Consider the following 18,436-nt stretch of genomic DNA (forward strand, 5'->3'; position numbering starts at 1 on the left):
ATGTTTCATTTGGTTAATTAAAAGTATCAAAGCCCAACCTTCAGCGCCATTAAATAATATGAGAAAACACAAAATAAAGTGATGTAAATTCACCAAATTTATAGCCAAAAAGCATTAAAAATCTAACTAAGCAATTATTATAATTAGCTTTATTTTATCTTCAGCTATGCGCATCAGCACATTACAGCGTGAGCGAAAAGCAGCCTGTTTGGAGGGGCACTGCACGATTCCTGGTTTGCAGGCACTTCATCACTTATTTCTAAATAACAAGCTTACATACACAAACTTGATACATTAGCTATATTTAAAATATGAATATATAAAAAAGCCTGCGAAAACTCGCAGGCCCTTTGCAACACATACTGGCTCACCCAGCCAGACGTTATTTATAGGCTATTCAACACTTTGTTTTTAGAAATATTTTCACGTTCTGCGTAAAGCGACAGCTCATCGGTCACCTGGGTACCCAGTGCCTCTTCAAAGGCATCGCGATTGGCATTCCCAGCATAGGCTTCGCTCTCTGCACCACCGAGATTCGACTGGAAAATACCCGCCGCACTCACTGGTAGAAAGTCTTCATAGGTAATCGGCTGTGCTTCCACCAGCCCCTGGGCGATTAACGCTTCAATATCGGTACTACCAACGTCTTTAGCTGCCTGACCTTTCTCGGTCAGATGATACTGAAAATACGCTAGCCCCTCGCGGCGCATGGCTTCGTCGTTATCAGGGAACTGGGCAAAGATGTTTTGCATAACCGTTTGGTGGGCGTCGTTATCCAACCCTGCGGTTTGCTTGCGGCCTTCAGTAAGTAACTGGTCATAAAGCGCACGGCCTTTTGGTGTTAGCGCCACGCCACGCTGCTCAATTTCGCCAAAGCGAGCGGTGTGAGTACCTTGCGCGTCACCGGCAAAGCGGATTGATTCTTCCAATGCTTTAAAGCTGGTCTGGCGCAGCAAAATGGGGCATTCACGACGTGGCGGCCCTTCAATGACGGCTTTGGGGTTCATGCCCATCTCCGGCATGCGGCGCTGTGCTTCGTCGATATCCAGAGTACGCGGCGTCAGGTGATTGATATGCGGCCCACGGAAGCACACCACATCGGCAATCAAACGGTGCTCATCATGGAGCGCCTGATAAGTTTCCAGATCGACCGTCGCATCCTGGTGCCAACGGAAGGTTTCCAGCGCTTCTTTGACGAATTGGTCGGCCTCTTCGCTGGTTAAGCCACCCTGGGTTTCATGGCGCTCGATAAGTTCGCGCGCCCCTGGGGTGAAGATATCGCGCTTGGCTAGAATCTCTTCCGAACGCTGGCGCAGAGCCTCACTTTCAATCAGTTCTAAACGCAGTAACGAGGTAAAAACACGGAAAGGGTTCATCGCCAGCGCATCATCGTCGATAGGCCGGAAGGCGGTTGAATGAACCGGCACGCCCGCTTCTGAAAGGTCGTAATAGCCCACCGGATACATACCCATCACAGCAAACAGGCGGCGCAGCATGGAAAGCTCTGCAGCAGTTCCCACGCGAATAGCCCCATGGCGTTCTACGCTCAAACGGGCCAATTCGCCCTGCGCTTCCAGGCGGCGATGCAGTTCAGGCTGTTGACTAAGTGTTTCTTGGTTAACGCGCTCGACAAGTTCAAGCAGCGTGCCGTACTGCGGCACTTCGGCTTGATACATGGCCGACATTGCCTTAGAGAAACGGTCACGCACTTCGTTGGTTGAAAGAAGGCTCGGCTGAGTCATTTCGTTGCTCTCTCTTGCATATTGTTGGGATAAGGATGAGACACCGGCGTCAATAGCGCCAACAGCGCCTGAAGCGGGTGGTGTAATGTTTGCGCTGAGTAGCGTTTCACCTGGCTACGGCAGGAGTAGCCGGTGGCGAGCAGCTGGCCCGTGTTTTCGTCGGCTTCCACCTGGGGCTGCCAGGATTGGGCATAAATGGTTTTGGAGGTTGCGACATTGCGGGCTTCATGCCCGTAAGTGCCTGACATGCCGCAACACCCTGTGGTGGCTAACTCCAGCTCTAAACCAAATGCCGCAAACACCTGCTGCCAGGCCTTTGGGCTGCCTGGGGCGTTGGTCTTTTCGGTGCAGTGAGACAGCAGCTTAAAGCCAGGATCGGTTAGGTTCAGTGGGCGAGGCGCTAGCGTGTTCATACGCGTGGCCAGCCACTCTTGCAGCATCAGCACGTTGGGCACTTGCTCGGCCCCCAGGGCTTTGACGTACTCTTGGCGGTAGGTCAGCGTCATCGCTGGGTCGATCCCCACCATGGGTACGTCGAACTCTGCCAGTGCCCGCAGGCGCTTGGCCTGTTTTTCCGCCGTGCGCTCAAAGGCGCCTAAAAAGCCCTGCACTTGCAGCGGTTTGCCGTTGGCAGAAAACGGCATCACGAACACCCGCAGATTCAGTCGCGACAGCAGTTCCACTACATCCATCACCAGTTTGGCCTCAAAGTGGCTGGTGAAGGCATCCTGGACAATGATCACGCTGTTGGCACGCTGCTGTTCAGTCAGCAGTGCAAGCGAGGTAGGCGTGGCTTCGGCCACGCCCCAGGCGCGCAGCTGCTTTTTCACGCTGGCGCGGGAAAGCTGCGGGGAATCGCTCATTCCCAACCCTTTACGCATTAGGCTATCGACCCAGCGCTGGCTGAGTAGGGCGTTATACAGCGGCGCTACCTTGGCAAGCGTAGGCAGCATGAACTCAGTGCCACCAATGATGTAATCGCGCAGCGGGCGTAAATAGCGGCCGTGGTAGACCTCTAAAAACTGCGAACGGAACTGTGGCACGTTGACCTTAATCGGGCACTGGCCGGCGCAGGATTTACACGCCAAGCAGCCCGCCATGGCGTCGTAAACTTGGTGAGAATAGTCGTGGTGTTGTTTGCGACTGAGCGTATTGGCGACGCGGTGCGGAAAGCTTTTGATAAAGCCCCAGCCGTTTTCGGCTTTCTTTTTGCGCGACTCTTCCACTACATCGATCCCTGCCTGGGACTGCAGACGCAACCACTCACGCATTAAGCTGGCACGGCCTTTAGGCGAATGCACGCGGTCACGGGTAGCCTTCCAGGAAGGGCACATGGGGTCATCAACATCGTAGTTGTAGCAGGCGCCATTGCCGTTGCAGTACACCGCCGCGTCGTAGGCCTGCCACGCCCGCTCATCAATGGTGCGATCCAACTGGCCGCGCAGGGTGACGCCATCAATCGTTAATAGCTCAGGGTCACTGTCTTTGGCGATTAATTCGCTGCCTTCGGCGGGCGACGCAATCTTGCCGGGGTTTAGCTGGTTATGCGGGTCAAACGCGGCTTTAACGCGCTGTAGGCTGGGATACAGCTCGCCAAAGAATTTGGGGCCGTACTCCGAGCGCACGCCCTTGCCATGCTCGCCCCATAACAGCCCGCCGTACTTCTGGGTCAGGTCAGCCACTTGATCAGAAATCTCACGAATCAGTTTTTCCTGCTCGGGATCTTTCATATCCAGCGCTGGGCGCACGTGCAGTACCCCCGCATCGACATGGCCAAACATGCCGTAGGAGAGCTTGCGGGCATCCAGTGCGGCGCGAAACTCACTAATAAAGTCAGCCAAGTGCTCCGGTGGTACGGCGGTATCTTCGACAAACGCAATCGGGCGCTTTTCGCCTTGCACATTGCCCAGCAAGCCCACCGAGCGTTTGCGCATGGCGTAAACTTTTTGGATCTGCGGACGACCTTCCGCCAGGGTATAGCCTAAACGCTCTACCGTGGGGTCTTGGCTCAAATGGTCCGTGAACGCCTGCACCCGTTCTGCCAAGCGCTCTGGGTTATCGTCATTAAACTCGATCAGGTTAATACCACGAATTGGCGTGCTGCCGGTGGCGGGGAAAAACGTCGCCACGCTGTCCCAGACAAAGTCCTCCATGGCCAGCTGCAGCACGGTGTCGTCGATGGTTTCAATCGAGGTGGGGCGCGCGCTGGTCGTCATCAATGCCTTGGCATCGCGTAGCGCGTCCATAAAGCTGGCGTAACGCACATTGACCAAAGTGGCATGTTTGGGAATCGGCAGCACATTGAGCACCGCTTCATTCAAAAAGCCCAGCGTGCCTTCCGAGCCACACAGCAGGCTGTTCAGGTTCAGCTGGCCTTCTGCTTCCCGCAGATGCGCCAGATCGTAGCCGGTTAAGCAGCGGTTGAGCGGCGGAAATTTGGCCTCAATCAGCCCGCGCTGTTGGTCGATAATTTCGGCCGCGGTGGTGTGCACCTGGCCGAGCATGCCGGGTTGGGCAACGGCCTGCTGCTCCTCGTCAGCGCTAAGTGCACGGCTGTACAAGTGCTGGCCCCCCAGCAAAACGGTATCCAGCTCCAGCACGTGGTCACGGGTTTTGCCATACTCGCAGCTACCCTGGCCGCTGGCATCGGTGGAGATCATCCCGCCGATGGTGGCGCGGTTAGAGGTGGATAGCTCCGGGGCGAAAAACAGCCCATGGGGCTTCAGCGCCGCGTTGAGTTGATCCTTCACCACGCCCGCCTGAACGCGTACCCGCCGAGCCTCTACATCGATTTCGAGGATCTGGTTCATATGGCGGGAAACGTCCACCACGATACCGTCGGTCAACGACTGGCCGTTGGTACCGGTGCCGCCGCCACGAGGCGTGAGCACGATATCGCGGTGGGGCAGCTCAGCAGCCAGTTTAGCTAGGCGCTCAAGATCTTCCGCGTGCTTAGGAAACACCGCCGCCTGAGGCAGGCGCTGGTAAATCGAGTTATCCGTTGCCAGCACCGTGCGGTTGGCATAGTCAGGGGCAATCTCGCCTTCGAAGCCACGGGCGCGCAAGGCGTTGAGAAACGCCACATAGCCACTTCGCACTGCCACTTCGCTGACCATTGCGATCATGCCTTGAGCGTCTCCAGCGCCTGCTCGATGAGCCCTAGCCCTTCTGCCATGACGTCTGGTTCAGTGGTCAATGGCGGCAATAAGCGTAAGACATTACGCTTGCGGCCACTGGGCATTAGCAAAACGCCAGCATCGCGCCCCGCGGCCAATAGGTTAGCTAAGTGCTCTCCCCCCGTGGCATTTTCGGTGTCTTCAAAGACGATACCGCGCATCGCGCCAATACCCGTCATGGCACCTAGCATGGGAAAACGCTCGCTTGCTTTCCAGCGCTGGTAAGCACTCACAATCGCCGCTTCTTGGGCATTACCCCATTCGCTTAGCGCCTCGTCTTGCATGATATCCATCACTGCCAATGCAGCTGCACACGCAACCGCATTGCCCGAATAGGTACCTCCCAACGCGCCTTTGGGTAAAGCATCCATTAACTCTTTACGCCCTACCAAGGCGGCCAGAGGAAGGCCTGAGGCAATGCTTTTTCCTAACAGAAGCAAGTCGGGTTCGATGCCGAGGTGACTGAAACCAAAGCGTTTACCGGTTCGTCCGAAGCCTGATTGGATTTCGTCACAAATCAATAAAATACCGTGCTGATCGCAGATTTCCCGCAGCGCTTTCGCAAACTGGGGGCAAAGTAAGCGAAAACCGCCTTCCCCTTGAATGGGTTCAACGACGACACACGCCACTTCACTGGGGGCAATTTCTACGTCAAATACACGCTCTAGGGCCGCCAGCGACTGCTCGGCGGAGATCCCACTATCCTGGCTGGGAAACGGCAGGTGATAAACCGGGCCAGGTAGCGCGCCTAAACCGGCTTTGTAGGGCTTAACTTTGCCGTTCAAATTGAGTGCGGCCAACGTGCGGCCATGGAAAGCATCGTCAAAGGCAATCACGCCCTGGCGCCCCGTGACACCACGGGCCACTTTCAGAGCATTTTCAGTCGCTTCCGCACCACTGTTCGTCAACATACATCCCAGCGGATAAGAAACCGGCACAAACTGGTCAAGTCGCTCTACGACAGAGAGGTAGCCACGGTGCGGCAAAGCATTAAACGCTGAATGCATGAGGGTATCGACCTGAGCCTTGACGGCCTCGACCACCGCTGGATGGCCATGCCCCAGGTTAAGCACACCAATACCGCCAATAAAGTCGATATAACGCTGCCCTGCTTCATCCCATACCTCTGCATTACGCCCTTTAGTAATGCAAACGGGATGGAGGATGCCTAATGCACTGCTGACGTTGGGAAGGTCCATCGTCGTAAACGCTCCTGAAATTGCCAAATGTTCCCTTATCAAACAGGTTCAAATAGCAGATCACAAACGAAAAAAAACGCTAAATGTATGCCCAATAGGAATGCATAGAAAATAGCTGATTGATTTAAAAGCGGGAACGGTCGCCGCCTAGCACAGGCACGCGTTGCTGGCACCTATGACACTAAAAATATTAAAAAAATTTAAAAGGAAGGCAGCGTGCCGGGCGTACTGACACAAATCGTAAATCATTGATTATGAGAGGTATTTATTAAAACCAAATCGCATGACAAAATGGAATACGTACGCAACTTAATTTCTTTTGTCTGTCGGGCGGCATACGTGAACAATAGCCAGCTACTTTTTCGCGCTCTTTTCGCTGACCGATCCCCAGACGGTCGGCTTGCGAGAATTGCTAAGCAGAATTTTATTATAAATAATTTAATTAGCAGGAGTTAACATGAAAAACATTACCTCTAAAGTACTGTCACCAAAAGTGCTATGCGGCGTTGGTGCGACTCTTCTGTTGGCAGGTTGCGGTGGCGACAGCAAACCTAATATTGCTATTGGCCCTCCTGCCAGCACCACTCAAGGCGTTTCCCAACTACTTTTTGATGCCTACGGTATTGGTAGCGATAAGTACAATACCTATCAAGAAGGCTTTGGTGCTGCACTCGATGGTGTGCAAGATGGCAACATCGATATTTCTATCGGCATTCTTGGTTTACCTTCTGGCAGCATCGAGAACTTACAAGCCTCGAGTGGCGATGCACGCCTAATTAGTTTAAGCGATGACGCTATTGACTATATTGAAGAGAACAGTGCCTATAAGCGATTTACGATTCCCGCTAATAGTTATGCTTTTCAAAATGAAGATGTGAATACTATTACGGCTTATGCCATTTTAGTTGGCAACACAAATACTATTGATGAAGACCTGGGTTATGAACTCGCGCGTTTAATGCATGAACATGCTGAAGAAAACACGCACTCTCAATCTGCGTTCATTACCCTTGAAAATGCCCTCAATGGTTCAGAAGGTCTCCCCATTCACCCCGGTGCTAAAAAATATTACGAAGAGCAAGGCCTCACCGTAAATAACCCGGTTGCGGAGCTTGGCGAAACTGAAGCCAAAGAAGAGTTTATTTTAGGTACCGGTAGCCAAGGCGGCACTTACTACCCACTCGGCGGTGAGATGGCCACCATTTGGAACCGTTACCTGGAAAACCATAACTTCACCAATATTGAAACTGGCGCTTCAATCGAAAACTTAGTGAGCATTCGTGATAACGGTATGGATCTTGGGATGACCGTACACGCACCGGCACAAGATGCCGTTGCCGGACGCGGAGAGTTCGAAAGTGGCGCGATTGATAACGTCGCCTTTATCGGGCACATCTACCCTGAAGTCATTCAGATTATCACCCGTGAACGCTCCAATATTGACAGCCTAAGTGATCTAACTGATTGATGTTCCCTTTTCGCCGCTGGCTAAGCCAGCGGCGTTATATGTATGAGGTTTAATCGTGGATAAAAAAAAACTCCTGACGAAGCGGCGCTTTTAGAAAAGTATGATCGTGAGTCACAAGTACGCTCTGCACTACAGCTAGGCAAGTGGGGTTGGATGATCACCCTAATGGGTGTTTCACTGACGTGCTTTCATCTCTATACCGCTTATTTTGGTACGCTACCGTCACAGCAGCAAGGCGCCGTCCACTTAGGGCTTGCCTTGGGGATGATTTTTATCTTATTCCCTGCAACGCGCGGTGCGGGCAGGCGTAATGGCGTGCCGTGGTACGACGTAATACTCGCCTTCGTAGCCACCTTTGCCGCCTACTATAAAATCCTGTTTTATGAAGAAGTCCTGCGTGCCAGGGTTACGGGCTATTCAGCCTTTGACCTAGCAATTGCCGCACTCGGCGTGCTGTTTGTACTAGAAGCAACTCGCCGTACTGTTGGTATGCCAATTGTTGTCATGGCTACGTTGGCAATTCTCTATGCGCTGTTTGGCAACTTGATCCCCAGCCCTTTGCTTTCTCATCCAGGCTTCTCTCTTGAGCAGGTGTCTCCCTACTTATGGTTTAGGGAAAGCGGCGTTTTTGGTACGCCCCTGCAAATATCGGCGCGCTTTATCTTCTTGTTCTTGTTTTTTGGCGTTGTTCTGATGCATACCGGCGTCGGCCGATTCTTTAATGACTTAGCCTTTGCGTTAACCGGGCGCTTTACGGGTGGTGCCGGTAAAGCCGCCGTTATAGCAAGTTCGCTTCAGGGTATGATTTCGGGAAGCTCTATCGGCAACACCGTGGCTTCTGGCTCTTTCACTATTCCTATGATGAAAAATGCCCGTTTCAAGCCCGAAGTAGCAGGAGCTGTCGAAGCGTCAGCCTCTACCGGCGGGCAGATTATGCCGCCTTTAATGGGGGCTGCGGCTTTCATTATGGTGGAGTATGTGGGCGTCTCTTACCGTGAAATCATGTTCTCGGCGCTGATTCCCGCCATTCTCTATTTTGCGGGTATTTTTATCGGGGTGCATTTCGAAGCCAAGCGTCATCGCATTCTCGGCCTTCCCAAAGATCAATTGCCCAGCAAAAGTAAGCTGATACTGTCCAAAGGCTACATGTTGCTGCCTTTGCTGGTCATTATTACGACTATTAGCGTTGGCTTTACCGCTCAACGAGCAGCGCTACTGGGTATCGCATGTGCATTTGCTGTCAGTTTGGCGCGCAAAGAAACACGTCCATCGCTAAAAGATATATTGGTTATTTTTGAAAAAGGGGCGCGCGTGGCACTGCCAGTCATCGCAGCGGTCGCTTGCGCAGGCATTATCGCCGGCGTGGTAGGCATGACAGGCATGGGGTCAAAATTTGCTGCTGGCATTATTAGCTTAGCGGATGGCGTTTTGATACTTGCGCTGTTGTTCACGATGATTGCCTGTATTGTCTTGGGCATGGGATTACCCACAACAGCAAACTATGTGGTTACTGCTACGATTGCCGCACCAGCACTGATTAATGAGTTCGGCCTTCCGCCAATGGCAGTGCATTTGTTTGTCTTTTATTTCGGCATCATCGCCGATATTACGCCTCCCGTGTGTTTAGCCGCGTTTGCGGGTGCAGGCATTGCACAAGCCAACCCCATGAAGACCGGCTTTACGGCGGTTAAATTGGCCATTGGTGCGTTTATTATTCCTTATGCCTTCATTTATAATCCTATGCTGGTATTAGTCGAACCGACGCTGTTGGGACTGTTAAGCGCGCTGTTCTTTTCACTCGTAGGGATTATGGGCGTCAGCAGCGCACTACTCGGTTACTTTGTACGTGATTCCTTCTTCGGGGAGCGTCTGGTACTGTTAGTCGCAGGGCTTGCCATGGTGGTTCCCGAGTTGCTAACCAGCGGCTTAGGCTTGCTTGCCATGGTGACAGTGGGCTGGCTTCAATCGCGCCGACCTGATAAATCCCAGGAGGCTGCAACGCTCGCCCAATGAGCCACTATAAAAACCTAGCTTCCCCCCGGCGCTTAGTCGCCGGGGCGGCTTTCAGGTCATCAGGAGCGCCAGGTTTGGCATCACGCAATCTTCCTTCTACGGCGGCTATGCAATGCTTTGAAGCAGCCGCACGCCATATGAGTTTTACTCGAGCAGCAGATGAGCTAAACCTCACCCAAAGTGCTGTCAGCAAACAAGTCGCGCACCTTGAAGCCACCTTGCAACACAAGCTATTTCGTCGCGTGCGACGCAGCCTGCTGCTAACCCCAGAAGGGGCCATTTTTTTAAGTGACGTACGCAAAGTGCTCACTCAAATTGAGATGTCGACGCAAGCGATAATGACCTACAGCGGTAATAGCGAGGTTCTTAAAATCGCCACCTTACCTAGCTTTGGTAGCCGCTGGCTGGCCAATAAGTTGCCCACCTTTCTAGCCGCCAATCCAGGCATTAGTTTGGAGTTTCATGACCGCGTAAAAGATTTCGATCTTGAGCAGCAAGATATCGATATTGCTCTGTTTTATGGCCATGGCAGTTGGCCAAGCCTTGCTTGCCATAAGCTTATTGATGAGGATATGGTCGCGGTTGCTTCCCCTGAATTACTCGCTCGGCACCCTATTCAGTCAGTCGATGACTTAACACAACTGCCGCTGCTGCATCTCTCAACACGCCCTGACGCATGGCATCATTGGTTTGCAAACCAAGAGATCATTACTGACCGTAGCTATCACGGCACCCGCTTCGAGACCTTTCCTATGCTGGTGCGAACGGCAATGGCAGGCGGTGGGGTCGCACTGGTTCCTCACTTTACCGTCGATGAAGAGTTGGAAGGTGGCCGACTGACCGTCGCTTGGCCATATCGGCTGCTCAGTGAGAGTGCTTATTACCTTGTTTACCCTGAACACTTGGGGGAACTCGCCAAAGTGCGACGCTTTGTAGAGCATATTACCCAGTTCAGTGATTGATACTGACACAATGCCGCGCACGGCTATGTGATAGCTAAACAACTAGCCATTGCTTTGTGCCAAACAATTACCTCATTTAATCCCTATTAAAAGCTTAACGCCTATAAAAAGCTTAACGCTATTAATATGTTTATATATTCATACGTTTGAGATTTTATAACAGCATTGATAACTATCGGGCAGAAGCACCAAAGAAGAGAACATCTTCTTACTTCACTCCTGCCCGAGAGTACATCTTGGTTCAGTCAATGGTGTCGACAAATTCGCTGAGATCCCGCACTCGACTCCTATCGATAGTCACGCCAAGTCCAGGTGAATCGTCCAACACAATATGCGTTTCATCTCCCGGCATCTGGGCAACATCTTCGCCAATCATGGCAGGCCCCACCAAGTCATTCGCAATAATATTGGGATGCGCCAGCGCTAGGTGGGCACCCGCGAGCGTCGCGATCGAGGACTCCACCATAGAGCCGATCTGGCAGGGTATATCCGCTGCCATTCCGACCTCTGCCATCGCCATAGCAGGGCGTAAGCCGGAGGATTTCATTAGCTTGATGTTAACCATGTCAGCAGCGTTTAGTTGGATCACCTCCAACATTTCTTTAACACCATGAATAGGCTCATCAGCCATAATCATGGCATCGGTCGACTGCGTCACACGGGCCATGGCGGCGAGGTTCTCCATAGCGACGGGTTGTTCAAACCAATCCACTTGATAGGGCGCTGCATGCCGAATAACCTGAAGCGCTTGCTTTGCACTCCACCCTTGATTGGCATCTACACGTAGCGCAACCGACCGATCTAGTGCTTCTCTAACCCGTGCAATCCGCTCAACATCATGTTCCGGCGTATCGCCCAGTTTGATTTTGATGGACTGATAACCGCGTCGAGCAGCCTCTTTCGCCTGACGTGCCATCTCCTCCGGCGCTAACATGCTAATAACATATGGAAGTTCCAATCTAGCATGGCTACGCCCACCTAGCAGCGCATAAAGCGGCTTTCCGCACTCACGCGCCACCAGGTCGTGAAGCGCAATATCGAGAGCTGCTTTTGCCGAGGGGTTATGGCGAATTTTAAGGTTGGCAGCATGATGGAATTGCGCAATATCACTGGCGTCGGTGCCCATTAGTAGCGGCGCTAGTTCACGGGTTATGATTTCTCGTGCGCCAAGATACGTTTCTCCCGACACATGCTGATCTACCACGGCTTCACCCCAGCCAATCTGGCCAGAAGCAGTTTCGATGCTGACAATCAGGCTGGCGATATCGTGATAAGTGTCATAGGCAATCTTAAATGGTTGTTTAAGCGGAAGACGTACACCATATACCGTGATTTTGTTAATACGCATTATTGATGCCTTATTTATGTCCAGGAAAAGATCTGAGCCAGCGCAATCATGAGACTTGCCATACCTAGTTGAAGAATCGCTAATGGAAGTATCCATTTGATCCACTTACTCCACGACACACCTGCCACTGCAAGCCCTGCCATGAAATATCCCGACGTTGGGGTAAGAATATTGGAGATACCATCACCAAACTGAAACGCAAGAACAGCCGTCTGACGGGTGACTCCCACAAGATCCGCAAGAGGCACCATCAAAGGCATGGTCAGTGCTGCTTGGCCACTGCCAGAAGGGACTAAGAAGTTCAGGACAAGTTGAACAAAAAACATACATACCGCAGTAACCACCGCGGGCATTCCGCTCAGCAGCCCTTCGAGATGGTAAAGAATGGTATCTAGGATATCCCCATTTCTCAGAATCACCAGGATGCCAAAGGCAAAGCCCACTACCAGTGCCCCCATCGCAATTTCCTGAATGCCTTCAACAAAATGGTCGGCAATTTTATTCGGGTTCATACGCGCAAATGCACCGATTAAAATAGCCATCAAGAGAAAGGCGCCGGACATCTCACCGATATACCAGCCGTGGCGTATCACCCCATAGGCAATAACCAGAATAGTGCCTACGAAAGCAGCGAGGACGAGTTTATCGGCAACTGATAACGCGCCAGGATCTTCATTGGCTTGTGGTTTGCCAAATTGGCGGCGGTCACTATTAAAGACAAGGCTCGCTTCGGGGTGAGCTTTGACTTTGGCCGCATAGCGAGTGACGAAAGCAATACTGACACTGACGAATATGAGCCAGTAACAGGCCCGCAGAGTCATTCCAGAAAACATCGGGAGCTCAGCGATATCCTGGGCAACGCCAACGGTAAAAGGATTCATAAACGCTGCAGAGAAACCGGCACCAGCACCTACCAGAGGTACCGCTGCGGCCGTAATAGAGTCATACCCCAGCATACGCAGCAGCGGTGCAAGGATAATGATAAAAGCTATTGTTTCCTCTGCGAGCCCGAAGGTAGCTCCCCCCATCGCAAATAAAAGCATCAGTAAAGGGATAAGAATGAGATCACGCCCAGTAAGCGCATTACTGATACTGGCAACGACTTTTTGTAAGACCCCGGTTGCTTTCAGCACGCCAAACGCGCCGCCTGAGATAAAAATAAAGAAGATGATGCTACTACCTTCACCCATCCCCTCAAAGACCGCCATGAAGGGACTTAACCAGCCAGCTTCTTGCGCTTCCACCGCCGCATAACTGTCTGGCACTACAACCGTACGCCCTTGCTCATTGGTTACACGCTCATAGCTACCCGCCTGAAGAAAGTGGGTTGATAAAGCAGCGAGACATATAAAGCTAAATAACACGACAAAAATATGCGGGAAGCGAAATGTTGGTCGTGAACTCATCTCGTGTGTCATTGTTTTTTCGAGAGGTGTCATGGGGTATCCCCAGTTTATTGATGGTTATCGAGAAACTGCATTGCCACACTTGTCAGGAAGTCGCTTCCAATCGACAGAATGGCATCGTTAAAGTCATAGTCAGGCTGGTGAAGTTTCGGTGTTTGTGGCCCTGAACCATTGCCAATCCATGCATAGGCACCAGGAATATGGGTAAGAAAAGCCCCCATATCATCAGCTCCCATGCTGACTGGGTGCTCTACCAGTTGTTCATGCCCCCAACGCTGCACCACCACATCGCGGCACAGTTGGGCACAACCGCCATCATTGGCAACCGCTGGTGTTGAAGGAACGTAATCGAGTGTGACGTCGCATCCTGTTGCCTTGGAAACCCCTTCTGCCACGTCGCTAATCCGTTTCTCAAGACGTTTGCGTAGCTCAGGTTTAAAGCAGCGCGCGGTACCCGTCAGCCGAGCAGTCGCCGGAATAATATTGCTAGCATGGCCGCTTTGCAGGCTACCCAGACTAATTACAGCGATGTCCTGAGGGTCAATATTACGACTGACAATCTGTTGAATAGCGGTTGTAAATAGGCTGGCCGCGACGATGGGGTCCGTTGTGAGATGGGGCATGGCGCCATGCCCCCCCGTGGAGTGGAACGTCACCTCAAAGTCGTCGCTTGATGCCATATGGGGGGCGTCATGGATAACAAAACGCCCGGCCTCTACACCTGGCCAATTGTGTAGTCCAAAAATCGCATCAAGCGAGAATTTCTCCTGGAGCCCCTCCGCGAGCATCGCTTCAGCACCGGTACCAATTTCCTCGGCGGGTTGAAAAATCAACACGACATTTCCCTTAGCTGGGCGCTGGTTAACCAACTGTGCAGCAGCAGCCATCAGCATTGCCGTATGGCCGTCATGCCCACATGCATGCATTACATTTGACTGGCTGGAACGATGCGAAAACTGATTAGCTTCCTCGAGTGGCAAGGCATCGAAGTCGGCTCGAAGCCCAACGGTTGCCCCTGTGCTAGTGCCTTTAATGACGCCGACCACACCGTGGCCGCCTATCTTCTCATGCACCTCATCTACCCCCAAGTCACGTAGCATCATTGCAATACGCTCAGCGGTTATAGACTCCTGACCAGATAACTCTGGGTGCTGGTGGAGCTCCCGACGAAACGTGATCATTTTCTCAAGCTCAATGGCTGATAACGTCATGAGAGGTAAAACCTTGTTGTAAAGTGGTAAGCCTGGGAGAAGTGCGCCGTCTGGCGTCCGCAGGAACGCATACTTGTGCAACATGAGTCGCGTACGCCGTTATGCGCTTAACCAGATTGGTTTTGAGTATGTTGTAACGCTTAGTACGAATAAAATACTTCTTCCCGATAGCGTCATACCTTTATGAGATGAGACTTTAGTTGTATTTTCTGTATGAAATGAGACGCGCATCGTGACGTCTCCGGGAGCGGACATGGACACAAAAAAACTAAGGTACTTCCTGGCAGTGGTCGAAGCGGGTTCGATATCGTCTGCAGCCAAGCAGATACCCATCGCTCAGCCCGCTTTGACGCGACAGATACATCAGCTTGAAGCCGATATCGGGGCAGTCCTGTTTTATCGTGATCGCAAAGGGGTATCTCTGACCCAAGCGGGGCATTACCTATATGCCAATGGGCAGCGTCTACTGTCAGAACTCGAAAGTGTCGCGAAGAAAACACGCGATATTGCCAATGGCTACCGTGAAAGTCTCTCGCTCGGAATTAGCACCATACATCCCTATATTCCCAGCATCACAGCACTCATCAGCAGATTTCGCTCACGCTACCCCTCAACACAGTTAACGCTAGAATCAATGTTGTCAGGTCCTCAGGCAGAGGCGATTCTGGCGGGTCGGCTCGATGCCGGCATTCTATTCATTGAACGAGAAGATGAGCCACGGCTAGATTACTATCCACTAGCCAGTTTTCGTATGGCGGTCTTCACCAGTCGATGCCACCCTCTCATAGCGACTACCCCGACCTCGCTTAAGGATTTTCACGACGCGCCATTCATTCGATTTAGTCGAACCTCAACGCCTGGCAGCTTCGACCGGTTAGATAGGTGCTTTCAGAAGGTAGGCTTCGTACCCAATACTGTTCAGGAGTGTCGCGATGACATCACTATTCGCAGTTTGGTCGCCACGGGAATGGGGTATGCGATTATGCCCAGCATCATGGCACTCGGCGATGAAGACATTGTCGCCTATGAATTAGACGACTTGCCAATAGCCACGGATCTCATGCTTGCTTGGCAAAAGGGGCGCCAGCCAGCGGCAGTAAAAACACTATGCCAGCTCGCCGAAGAATCACATTGATTTCATCACTAACGACAAAAAAGATTATAGCTAATGACAAAAGTTGCGATATTTATTGATATCCAAAACGTCTATTACACCGTGCGAGAAGCGTATGGTAAAAACTTTGATTACAACAAATTTTGGGCACAAGTAACCACTAACAGAGACGTTGTGGCTGCTTTTTGCTATGCCATCGACAGAGGTGACCCAAAGCAACGGGAGTTTCAAAATATACTCAGAGCAATTGGTTTTAATGTAAAACTGAAACCGTTCATCCAACGCTCAGACGGTTCTGCGAAAGGTGACTGGGATGTTGGCATTGCTCTCGATGCAATGGAATATGCAGAACAAGCAGATGTTATTGTATTAGTGTCCGGCGATGGAGACTTTGATCTTTTAGTCAACAAAATACGCGTTAAGCATGGTAAAAAAGTTGAGGTTTATGGTGTTCCCCAACTTACGGCAGCATCATTAATAAATGAGGCCAGTGAGTTTATAGCGATAGATCGTTCGCTCTTGCTACGCTAGGTTGCTAATAGCGTCACTTAACTGCAGACGTTATCAGCGTGGTAGCTGATCGACCCGCGTTAGGATAAGCCGCCGCCCCTCATGCGGAGAAAAGTGAAACTGGCCTTCTACCTCCACACCTTCATCTAAATAGGGCGCTATTTCCTGGTGGGGGAGTATCTCAACCCGATTCAACTCTTCGTCTTCGATCCAATAATGAATGGGATCGTTGAAATGCCGCACGACGCCCTGGGTAACGATGTGCCTGTCATCAAAGGCTGCTGGATTGTTCACCAGCATGGGCAATGGTACCGTTACGGTGAGTTGCCCGCGACATCCGCTGATGAGAGTTACCATCGCTAGCATGGTTGCCATAAGGCCAATACGCTGCTGGAGTGACTGCATTGCGGTACTCCTCCCCCTCATTATGGCTTGTTTTTTATCTCTATTGGGCGTCGCTAGTATTTCGTCGATATTAAAAGAGGCTGTGTGGAATAAGCGTAAGTCTTGCAGCTAGGTGCTGCGGCCTCGTGCAGATTATTCGTTAATACGCCGCTGCAGTGAATTCAGCTCCTGGGTGTGCTCTTCAAGCTCACGCACTTCTTCTGCTAATTTTTCACGCCGTTTCTGAATATCATCTTCGTCGCCCTCACTAAGCGCCTCCTCAAGCGCTAACTCGCGCTCACGCACTTCTTCCTGGCTCTCCCGAACCTCTTCGGTAGCCTCAGCAAGGACTTGCTCATTCGTGCAATGCTCTTCGATGGAGTGCAACGCACGCTGCAGTCCTCGAACACGATGTTGATTATCATGCTCTTGGGCGTGCTCCAGCTGTTGCCGTAAGACGGTCATTTTGTCTTCGCACAACCTGTCTGCTGCGTGCGCTGCCGGCAAAGATAAAACCCCAACGGTTACCGCTAAACTTAAGCAACCCAGCCATTTTCTGTTCATTATTCGCTCCTAGCACTCTACGAGCCTTACAAGGTAAACATAGAGAAGCGCAACCGCTTTATAAAACTATAGGTCAAATGGCCAGGCTGCCAATCTTCGCCGCCCGTGGAGCACTCCAGACGAGCGGCGGATGAACATATTAAGCGCGCTCTTCTACGATCCAGCTAACCACTTCTTCGTTGCCAAATTTAGCTTTCCACTCTTTAATGACGTTGTGGTTGCCACCACGCGTTTCAACGACTTCCCCTGTATGAGGATTCTTAAACACCTTTAAAGGACGCTTCTTGCGACCATCGGTACTACTGGTCTTGGTGACTTTAACTGATGAAGACAGATATGATGGGTCAAGCATTTCGCATACGTCGCGAGCTAATTTTCCATGCTCTGTCATTAGCTTCTGTAATTTTTCATTGAACTCCAGCTCTTTCTTCAGTTCACTATTACTTTCAAGCGCTTGCAGCTCTTCCTGCAGCTGCTTTAACATCTGCTCTTTCTTGATGTAGTCGCTCAATACTGATGCCATGTTTTCATCTCCATAATTTGCTAATTGCTTTGCCATATACTGATAGCACAGTAAAACATGTTAAGAGCGCTACTCCAGCATGACAGGCGTGCTCATGAACAGCCGCGGCCATTAAACGATTATATACCGCGTAAATTCGCAATGTGGGCGTTCTCAATAAATTTTAAGTAATGTTTACATTTAGTAACGAGTCGCTATGTATTGACGATGCCTAACAGTATCATAATGCCAGGAATCCAACCCGTAAAAACCGCACAAAAGAGTGTGTAGACCGCGACTGAACGCTGTATTTTTTTCGCCAACGCTAGCAGACAAAAAAAACTGAACCACAAAGCAGACCATGCAAACCAGCTGAGCGTATTCCACAGCTCGAAGTTGAGTCCTATATTGGTGATAGAGCTCGCCCCAACAAAGGCTGCTGTAATACTAACAAAGAAACAGAACCATCCAAGCCCGATCCCATCCGCCTTTAAAAACTGGTTAGCCCCAACCCAAAGATAAGTAAACGAAAATAGCAAGGTAAATGCCCCAGCGCTAATAGCAGCAGAATTATCTGGCTCTCGGAAAATCAAATAGACAGCAATCATGAAGCTCAACACACCAACCATTATGTTGATGACAGATACCTCTTTGTCACCAATTTTGCCTAGCAGCCATATTCCGTTCACAAAAAGAACTGCTCCAACATATAGCAAGGTAAGCCCTAAAATCATCACAACCATTCCTGTAGTTATATTTTAATTTTTCTGGCGTTTTTTAGTTTTTTTCTACTGCTCCACTGCATATATTTAATAAATATCAACACCCCTCCTCTCT

General features: G+C 51.1%; 15 protein-coding genes. 5 read left to right on the plus strand and 10 right to left on the minus strand.

The annotated features are described in order from the left end of the window. Positions 1-386: 386 nt before the first annotated feature. The 3 genes from hglS to NF683_RS05045 are packed head-to-tail and all read right to left on the minus strand — an operon-like array spanning position 387 to position 6,117. Positions 387-1,742 carry a 2-oxoadipate dioxygenase/decarboxylase HglS gene (gene hglS / locus NF683_RS05035; protein ID WP_253921444.1) on the minus strand — a complete coding sequence of 452 codons (1,356 nt, stop codon included), beginning with the start codon at positions 1,740-1,742 and terminating at the stop codon, positions 387-389. Continuing rightward, positions 1,739-4,867: a D-2-hydroxyglutarate dehydrogenase YdiJ gene (ydiJ, locus tag NF683_RS05040; protein WP_253921445.1), complete on the minus strand. Its 3,129-nt coding sequence runs from the start codon at positions 4,865-4,867 to the stop codon at positions 1,739-1,741. Before ydiJ ends, hglS begins: the two co-directional genes overlap by 4 nt. After that, positions 4,864-6,117, minus strand: coding sequence for a 2-aminoadipate transaminase (locus NF683_RS05045; RefSeq protein ID WP_089040486.1), 1,254 nt, complete (start codon positions 6,115-6,117; stop codon positions 4,864-4,866). The genes ydiJ and NF683_RS05045 overlap by 4 nt, the downstream gene beginning before the upstream one ends. Positions 6,118-6,574: 457 nt before the next feature. Here NF683_RS05045 and NF683_RS05050 point away from each other — a divergent pair, with 457 nt between their 5' ends. The 3 genes from NF683_RS05050 to NF683_RS05060 all read left to right on the plus strand — a co-directional run bounded on the left by NF683_RS05050 (position 6,575) and on the right by NF683_RS05060 (position 10,560). Next, a complete protein-coding gene (locus NF683_RS05050) occupies positions 6,575-7,585 on the plus strand; it encodes a TAXI family TRAP transporter solute-binding subunit (protein ID WP_253921446.1) in 1,011 nt (336 codons plus the stop codon). Between the two features lie 153 nt (positions 7,586-7,738). Beyond that, complete coding sequence (locus tag NF683_RS05055; protein WP_253921447.1) at positions 7,739-9,598, plus strand: TRAP transporter permease; 1,860 nt, start codon at positions 7,739-7,741, stop codon at positions 9,596-9,598. Positions 9,599-9,672: 74 nt separating this feature from the next. Next, positions 9,673-10,560, plus strand: coding sequence for a LysR substrate-binding domain-containing protein (locus NF683_RS05060; RefSeq protein ID WP_172422232.1), 888 nt, complete (start codon positions 9,673-9,675; stop codon positions 10,558-10,560). Positions 10,561-10,801: 241 nt separating this feature from the next. Here the strand turns inward: NF683_RS05060 and NF683_RS05065 are convergent, their stop codons facing one another. Genes NF683_RS05065 through NF683_RS05075 form a run of 3 tightly spaced genes read right to left on the minus strand, consistent with a single transcriptional unit; the run spans position 10,802 to position 14,525 of the window. Beyond that, positions 10,802-11,908, minus strand: a complete 1,107-nt coding sequence (locus tag NF683_RS05065; protein ID WP_253921448.1) for a mandelate racemase/muconate lactonizing enzyme family protein — start codon at positions 11,906-11,908, stop codon at positions 10,802-10,804. A 14-nt stretch (positions 11,909-11,922) separates the two neighbouring features. Next, a complete protein-coding gene (locus NF683_RS05070; protein WP_253921449.1) occupies positions 11,923-13,314 on the minus strand; it encodes a YfcC family protein in 1,392 nt (463 codons plus the stop codon). Between the two features lie 47 nt (positions 13,315-13,361). Next, positions 13,362-14,525, minus strand: coding sequence for a M20 metallopeptidase family protein (locus tag NF683_RS05075; protein WP_253921450.1), 1,164 nt, complete (start codon positions 14,523-14,525; stop codon positions 13,362-13,364). Positions 14,526-14,778: 253 nt separating this feature from the next. Between NF683_RS05075 and NF683_RS05080 the strand changes: the two genes are divergently transcribed. Next, positions 14,779-15,660 carry a LysR family transcriptional regulator gene (locus NF683_RS05080; protein ID WP_193061149.1) on the plus strand — a complete coding sequence of 294 codons (882 nt, stop codon included), beginning with the start codon at positions 14,779-14,781 and terminating at the stop codon, positions 15,658-15,660. A gap of 33 nt (positions 15,661-15,693) precedes the next feature. Beyond that, positions 15,694-16,170 carry a LabA-like NYN domain-containing protein gene (locus NF683_RS05085; RefSeq protein ID WP_253921451.1) on the plus strand — a complete coding sequence of 159 codons (477 nt, stop codon included), beginning with the start codon at positions 15,694-15,696 and terminating at the stop codon, positions 16,168-16,170. Between the two features lie 33 nt (positions 16,171-16,203). Here the strand turns inward: NF683_RS05085 and NF683_RS05090 are convergent, their stop codons facing one another. From NF683_RS05090 to NF683_RS05105, 4 genes are all read right to left on the minus strand, one after another. Then, on the minus strand, positions 16,204-16,554 hold the full coding sequence (locus NF683_RS05090) for a hypothetical protein (RefSeq protein ID WP_253921452.1): 351 nt from the start codon (positions 16,552-16,554) through the stop codon (positions 16,204-16,206). Between the two features lie 132 nt (positions 16,555-16,686). Then, a complete protein-coding gene (locus tag NF683_RS05095; protein WP_253921453.1) occupies positions 16,687-17,097 on the minus strand; it encodes a DUF1090 domain-containing protein in 411 nt (136 codons plus the stop codon). A 139-nt stretch (positions 17,098-17,236) separates the two neighbouring features. Next, on the minus strand, positions 17,237-17,620 hold the full coding sequence (locus NF683_RS05100) for a histone-like nucleoid-structuring protein, MvaT/MvaU family (protein ID WP_089040478.1): 384 nt from the start codon (positions 17,618-17,620) through the stop codon (positions 17,237-17,239). Positions 17,621-17,814: 194 nt separating this feature from the next. Continuing rightward, entirely contained in the window at positions 17,815-18,333 is a 519-nt protein-coding gene (locus NF683_RS05105) for an AmiS/UreI family transporter (protein WP_253921454.1), read from the minus strand. Positions 18,334-18,436: the final 103 nt, after the last annotated feature.

It is taken from the genome of Halomonas sp. MS1 (assembly GCF_024182575.1).
Lineage (GTDB): Bacteria > Pseudomonadota > Gammaproteobacteria > Pseudomonadales > Halomonadaceae > Vreelandella.

Bases quoted from the DNA above. Each gene is read 5' to 3' on its own strand.
- NF683_RS05080 (WP_193061149.1), top strand. From the start codon at position 14,779: ATGGACACAAAAAAACTAAGGTACTTCCTGGCAGTGGTCGAAGCGGGT.
- NF683_RS05100 (WP_089040478.1), bottom strand. From the start codon at position 17,620: ATGGCATCAGTATTGAGCGACTACATCAAGAAAGAGCAGATGTTAAAG.
- ydiJ (WP_253921445.1), bottom strand. From the start codon at position 4,867: ATGATCGCAATGGTCAGCGAAGTGGCAGTGCGAAGTGGCTATGTGGCG.
- NF683_RS05055 (WP_253921447.1), top strand. From the start codon at position 7,739: ATGATCACCCTAATGGGTGTTTCACTGACGTGCTTTCATCTCTATACC.
- NF683_RS05070 (WP_253921449.1), bottom strand. From the start codon at position 13,314: ATGAGTTCACGACCAACATTTCGCTTCCCGCATATTTTTGTCGTGTTA.
- NF683_RS05075 (WP_253921450.1), bottom strand. From the start codon at position 14,525: ATGACGTTATCAGCCATTGAGCTTGAGAAAATGATCACGTTTCGTCGG.
- NF683_RS05095 (WP_253921453.1), bottom strand. From the start codon at position 17,097: ATGAACAGAAAATGGCTGGGTTGCTTAAGTTTAGCGGTAACCGTTGGG.
- NF683_RS05085 (WP_253921451.1), top strand. From the start codon at position 15,694: ATGACAAAAGTTGCGATATTTATTGATATCCAAAACGTCTATTACACC.
- NF683_RS05090 (WP_253921452.1), bottom strand. From the start codon at position 16,554: ATGCAGTCACTCCAGCAGCGTATTGGCCTTATGGCAACCATGCTAGCG.
- NF683_RS05045 (WP_089040486.1), bottom strand. From the start codon at position 6,117: ATGGACCTTCCCAACGTCAGCAGTGCATTAGGCATCCTCCATCCCGTT.
- NF683_RS05050 (WP_253921446.1), top strand. From the start codon at position 6,575: ATGAAAAACATTACCTCTAAAGTACTGTCACCAAAAGTGCTATGCGGC.
- NF683_RS05065 (WP_253921448.1), bottom strand. From the start codon at position 11,908: ATGCGTATTAACAAAATCACGGTATATGGTGTACGTCTTCCGCTTAAA.
- hglS (WP_253921444.1), bottom strand. From the start codon at position 1,742: ATGACTCAGCCGAGCCTTCTTTCAACCAACGAAGTGCGTGACCGTTTC.
- NF683_RS05105 (WP_253921454.1), bottom strand. From the start codon at position 18,333: ATGATTTTAGGGCTTACCTTGCTATATGTTGGAGCAGTTCTTTTTGTG.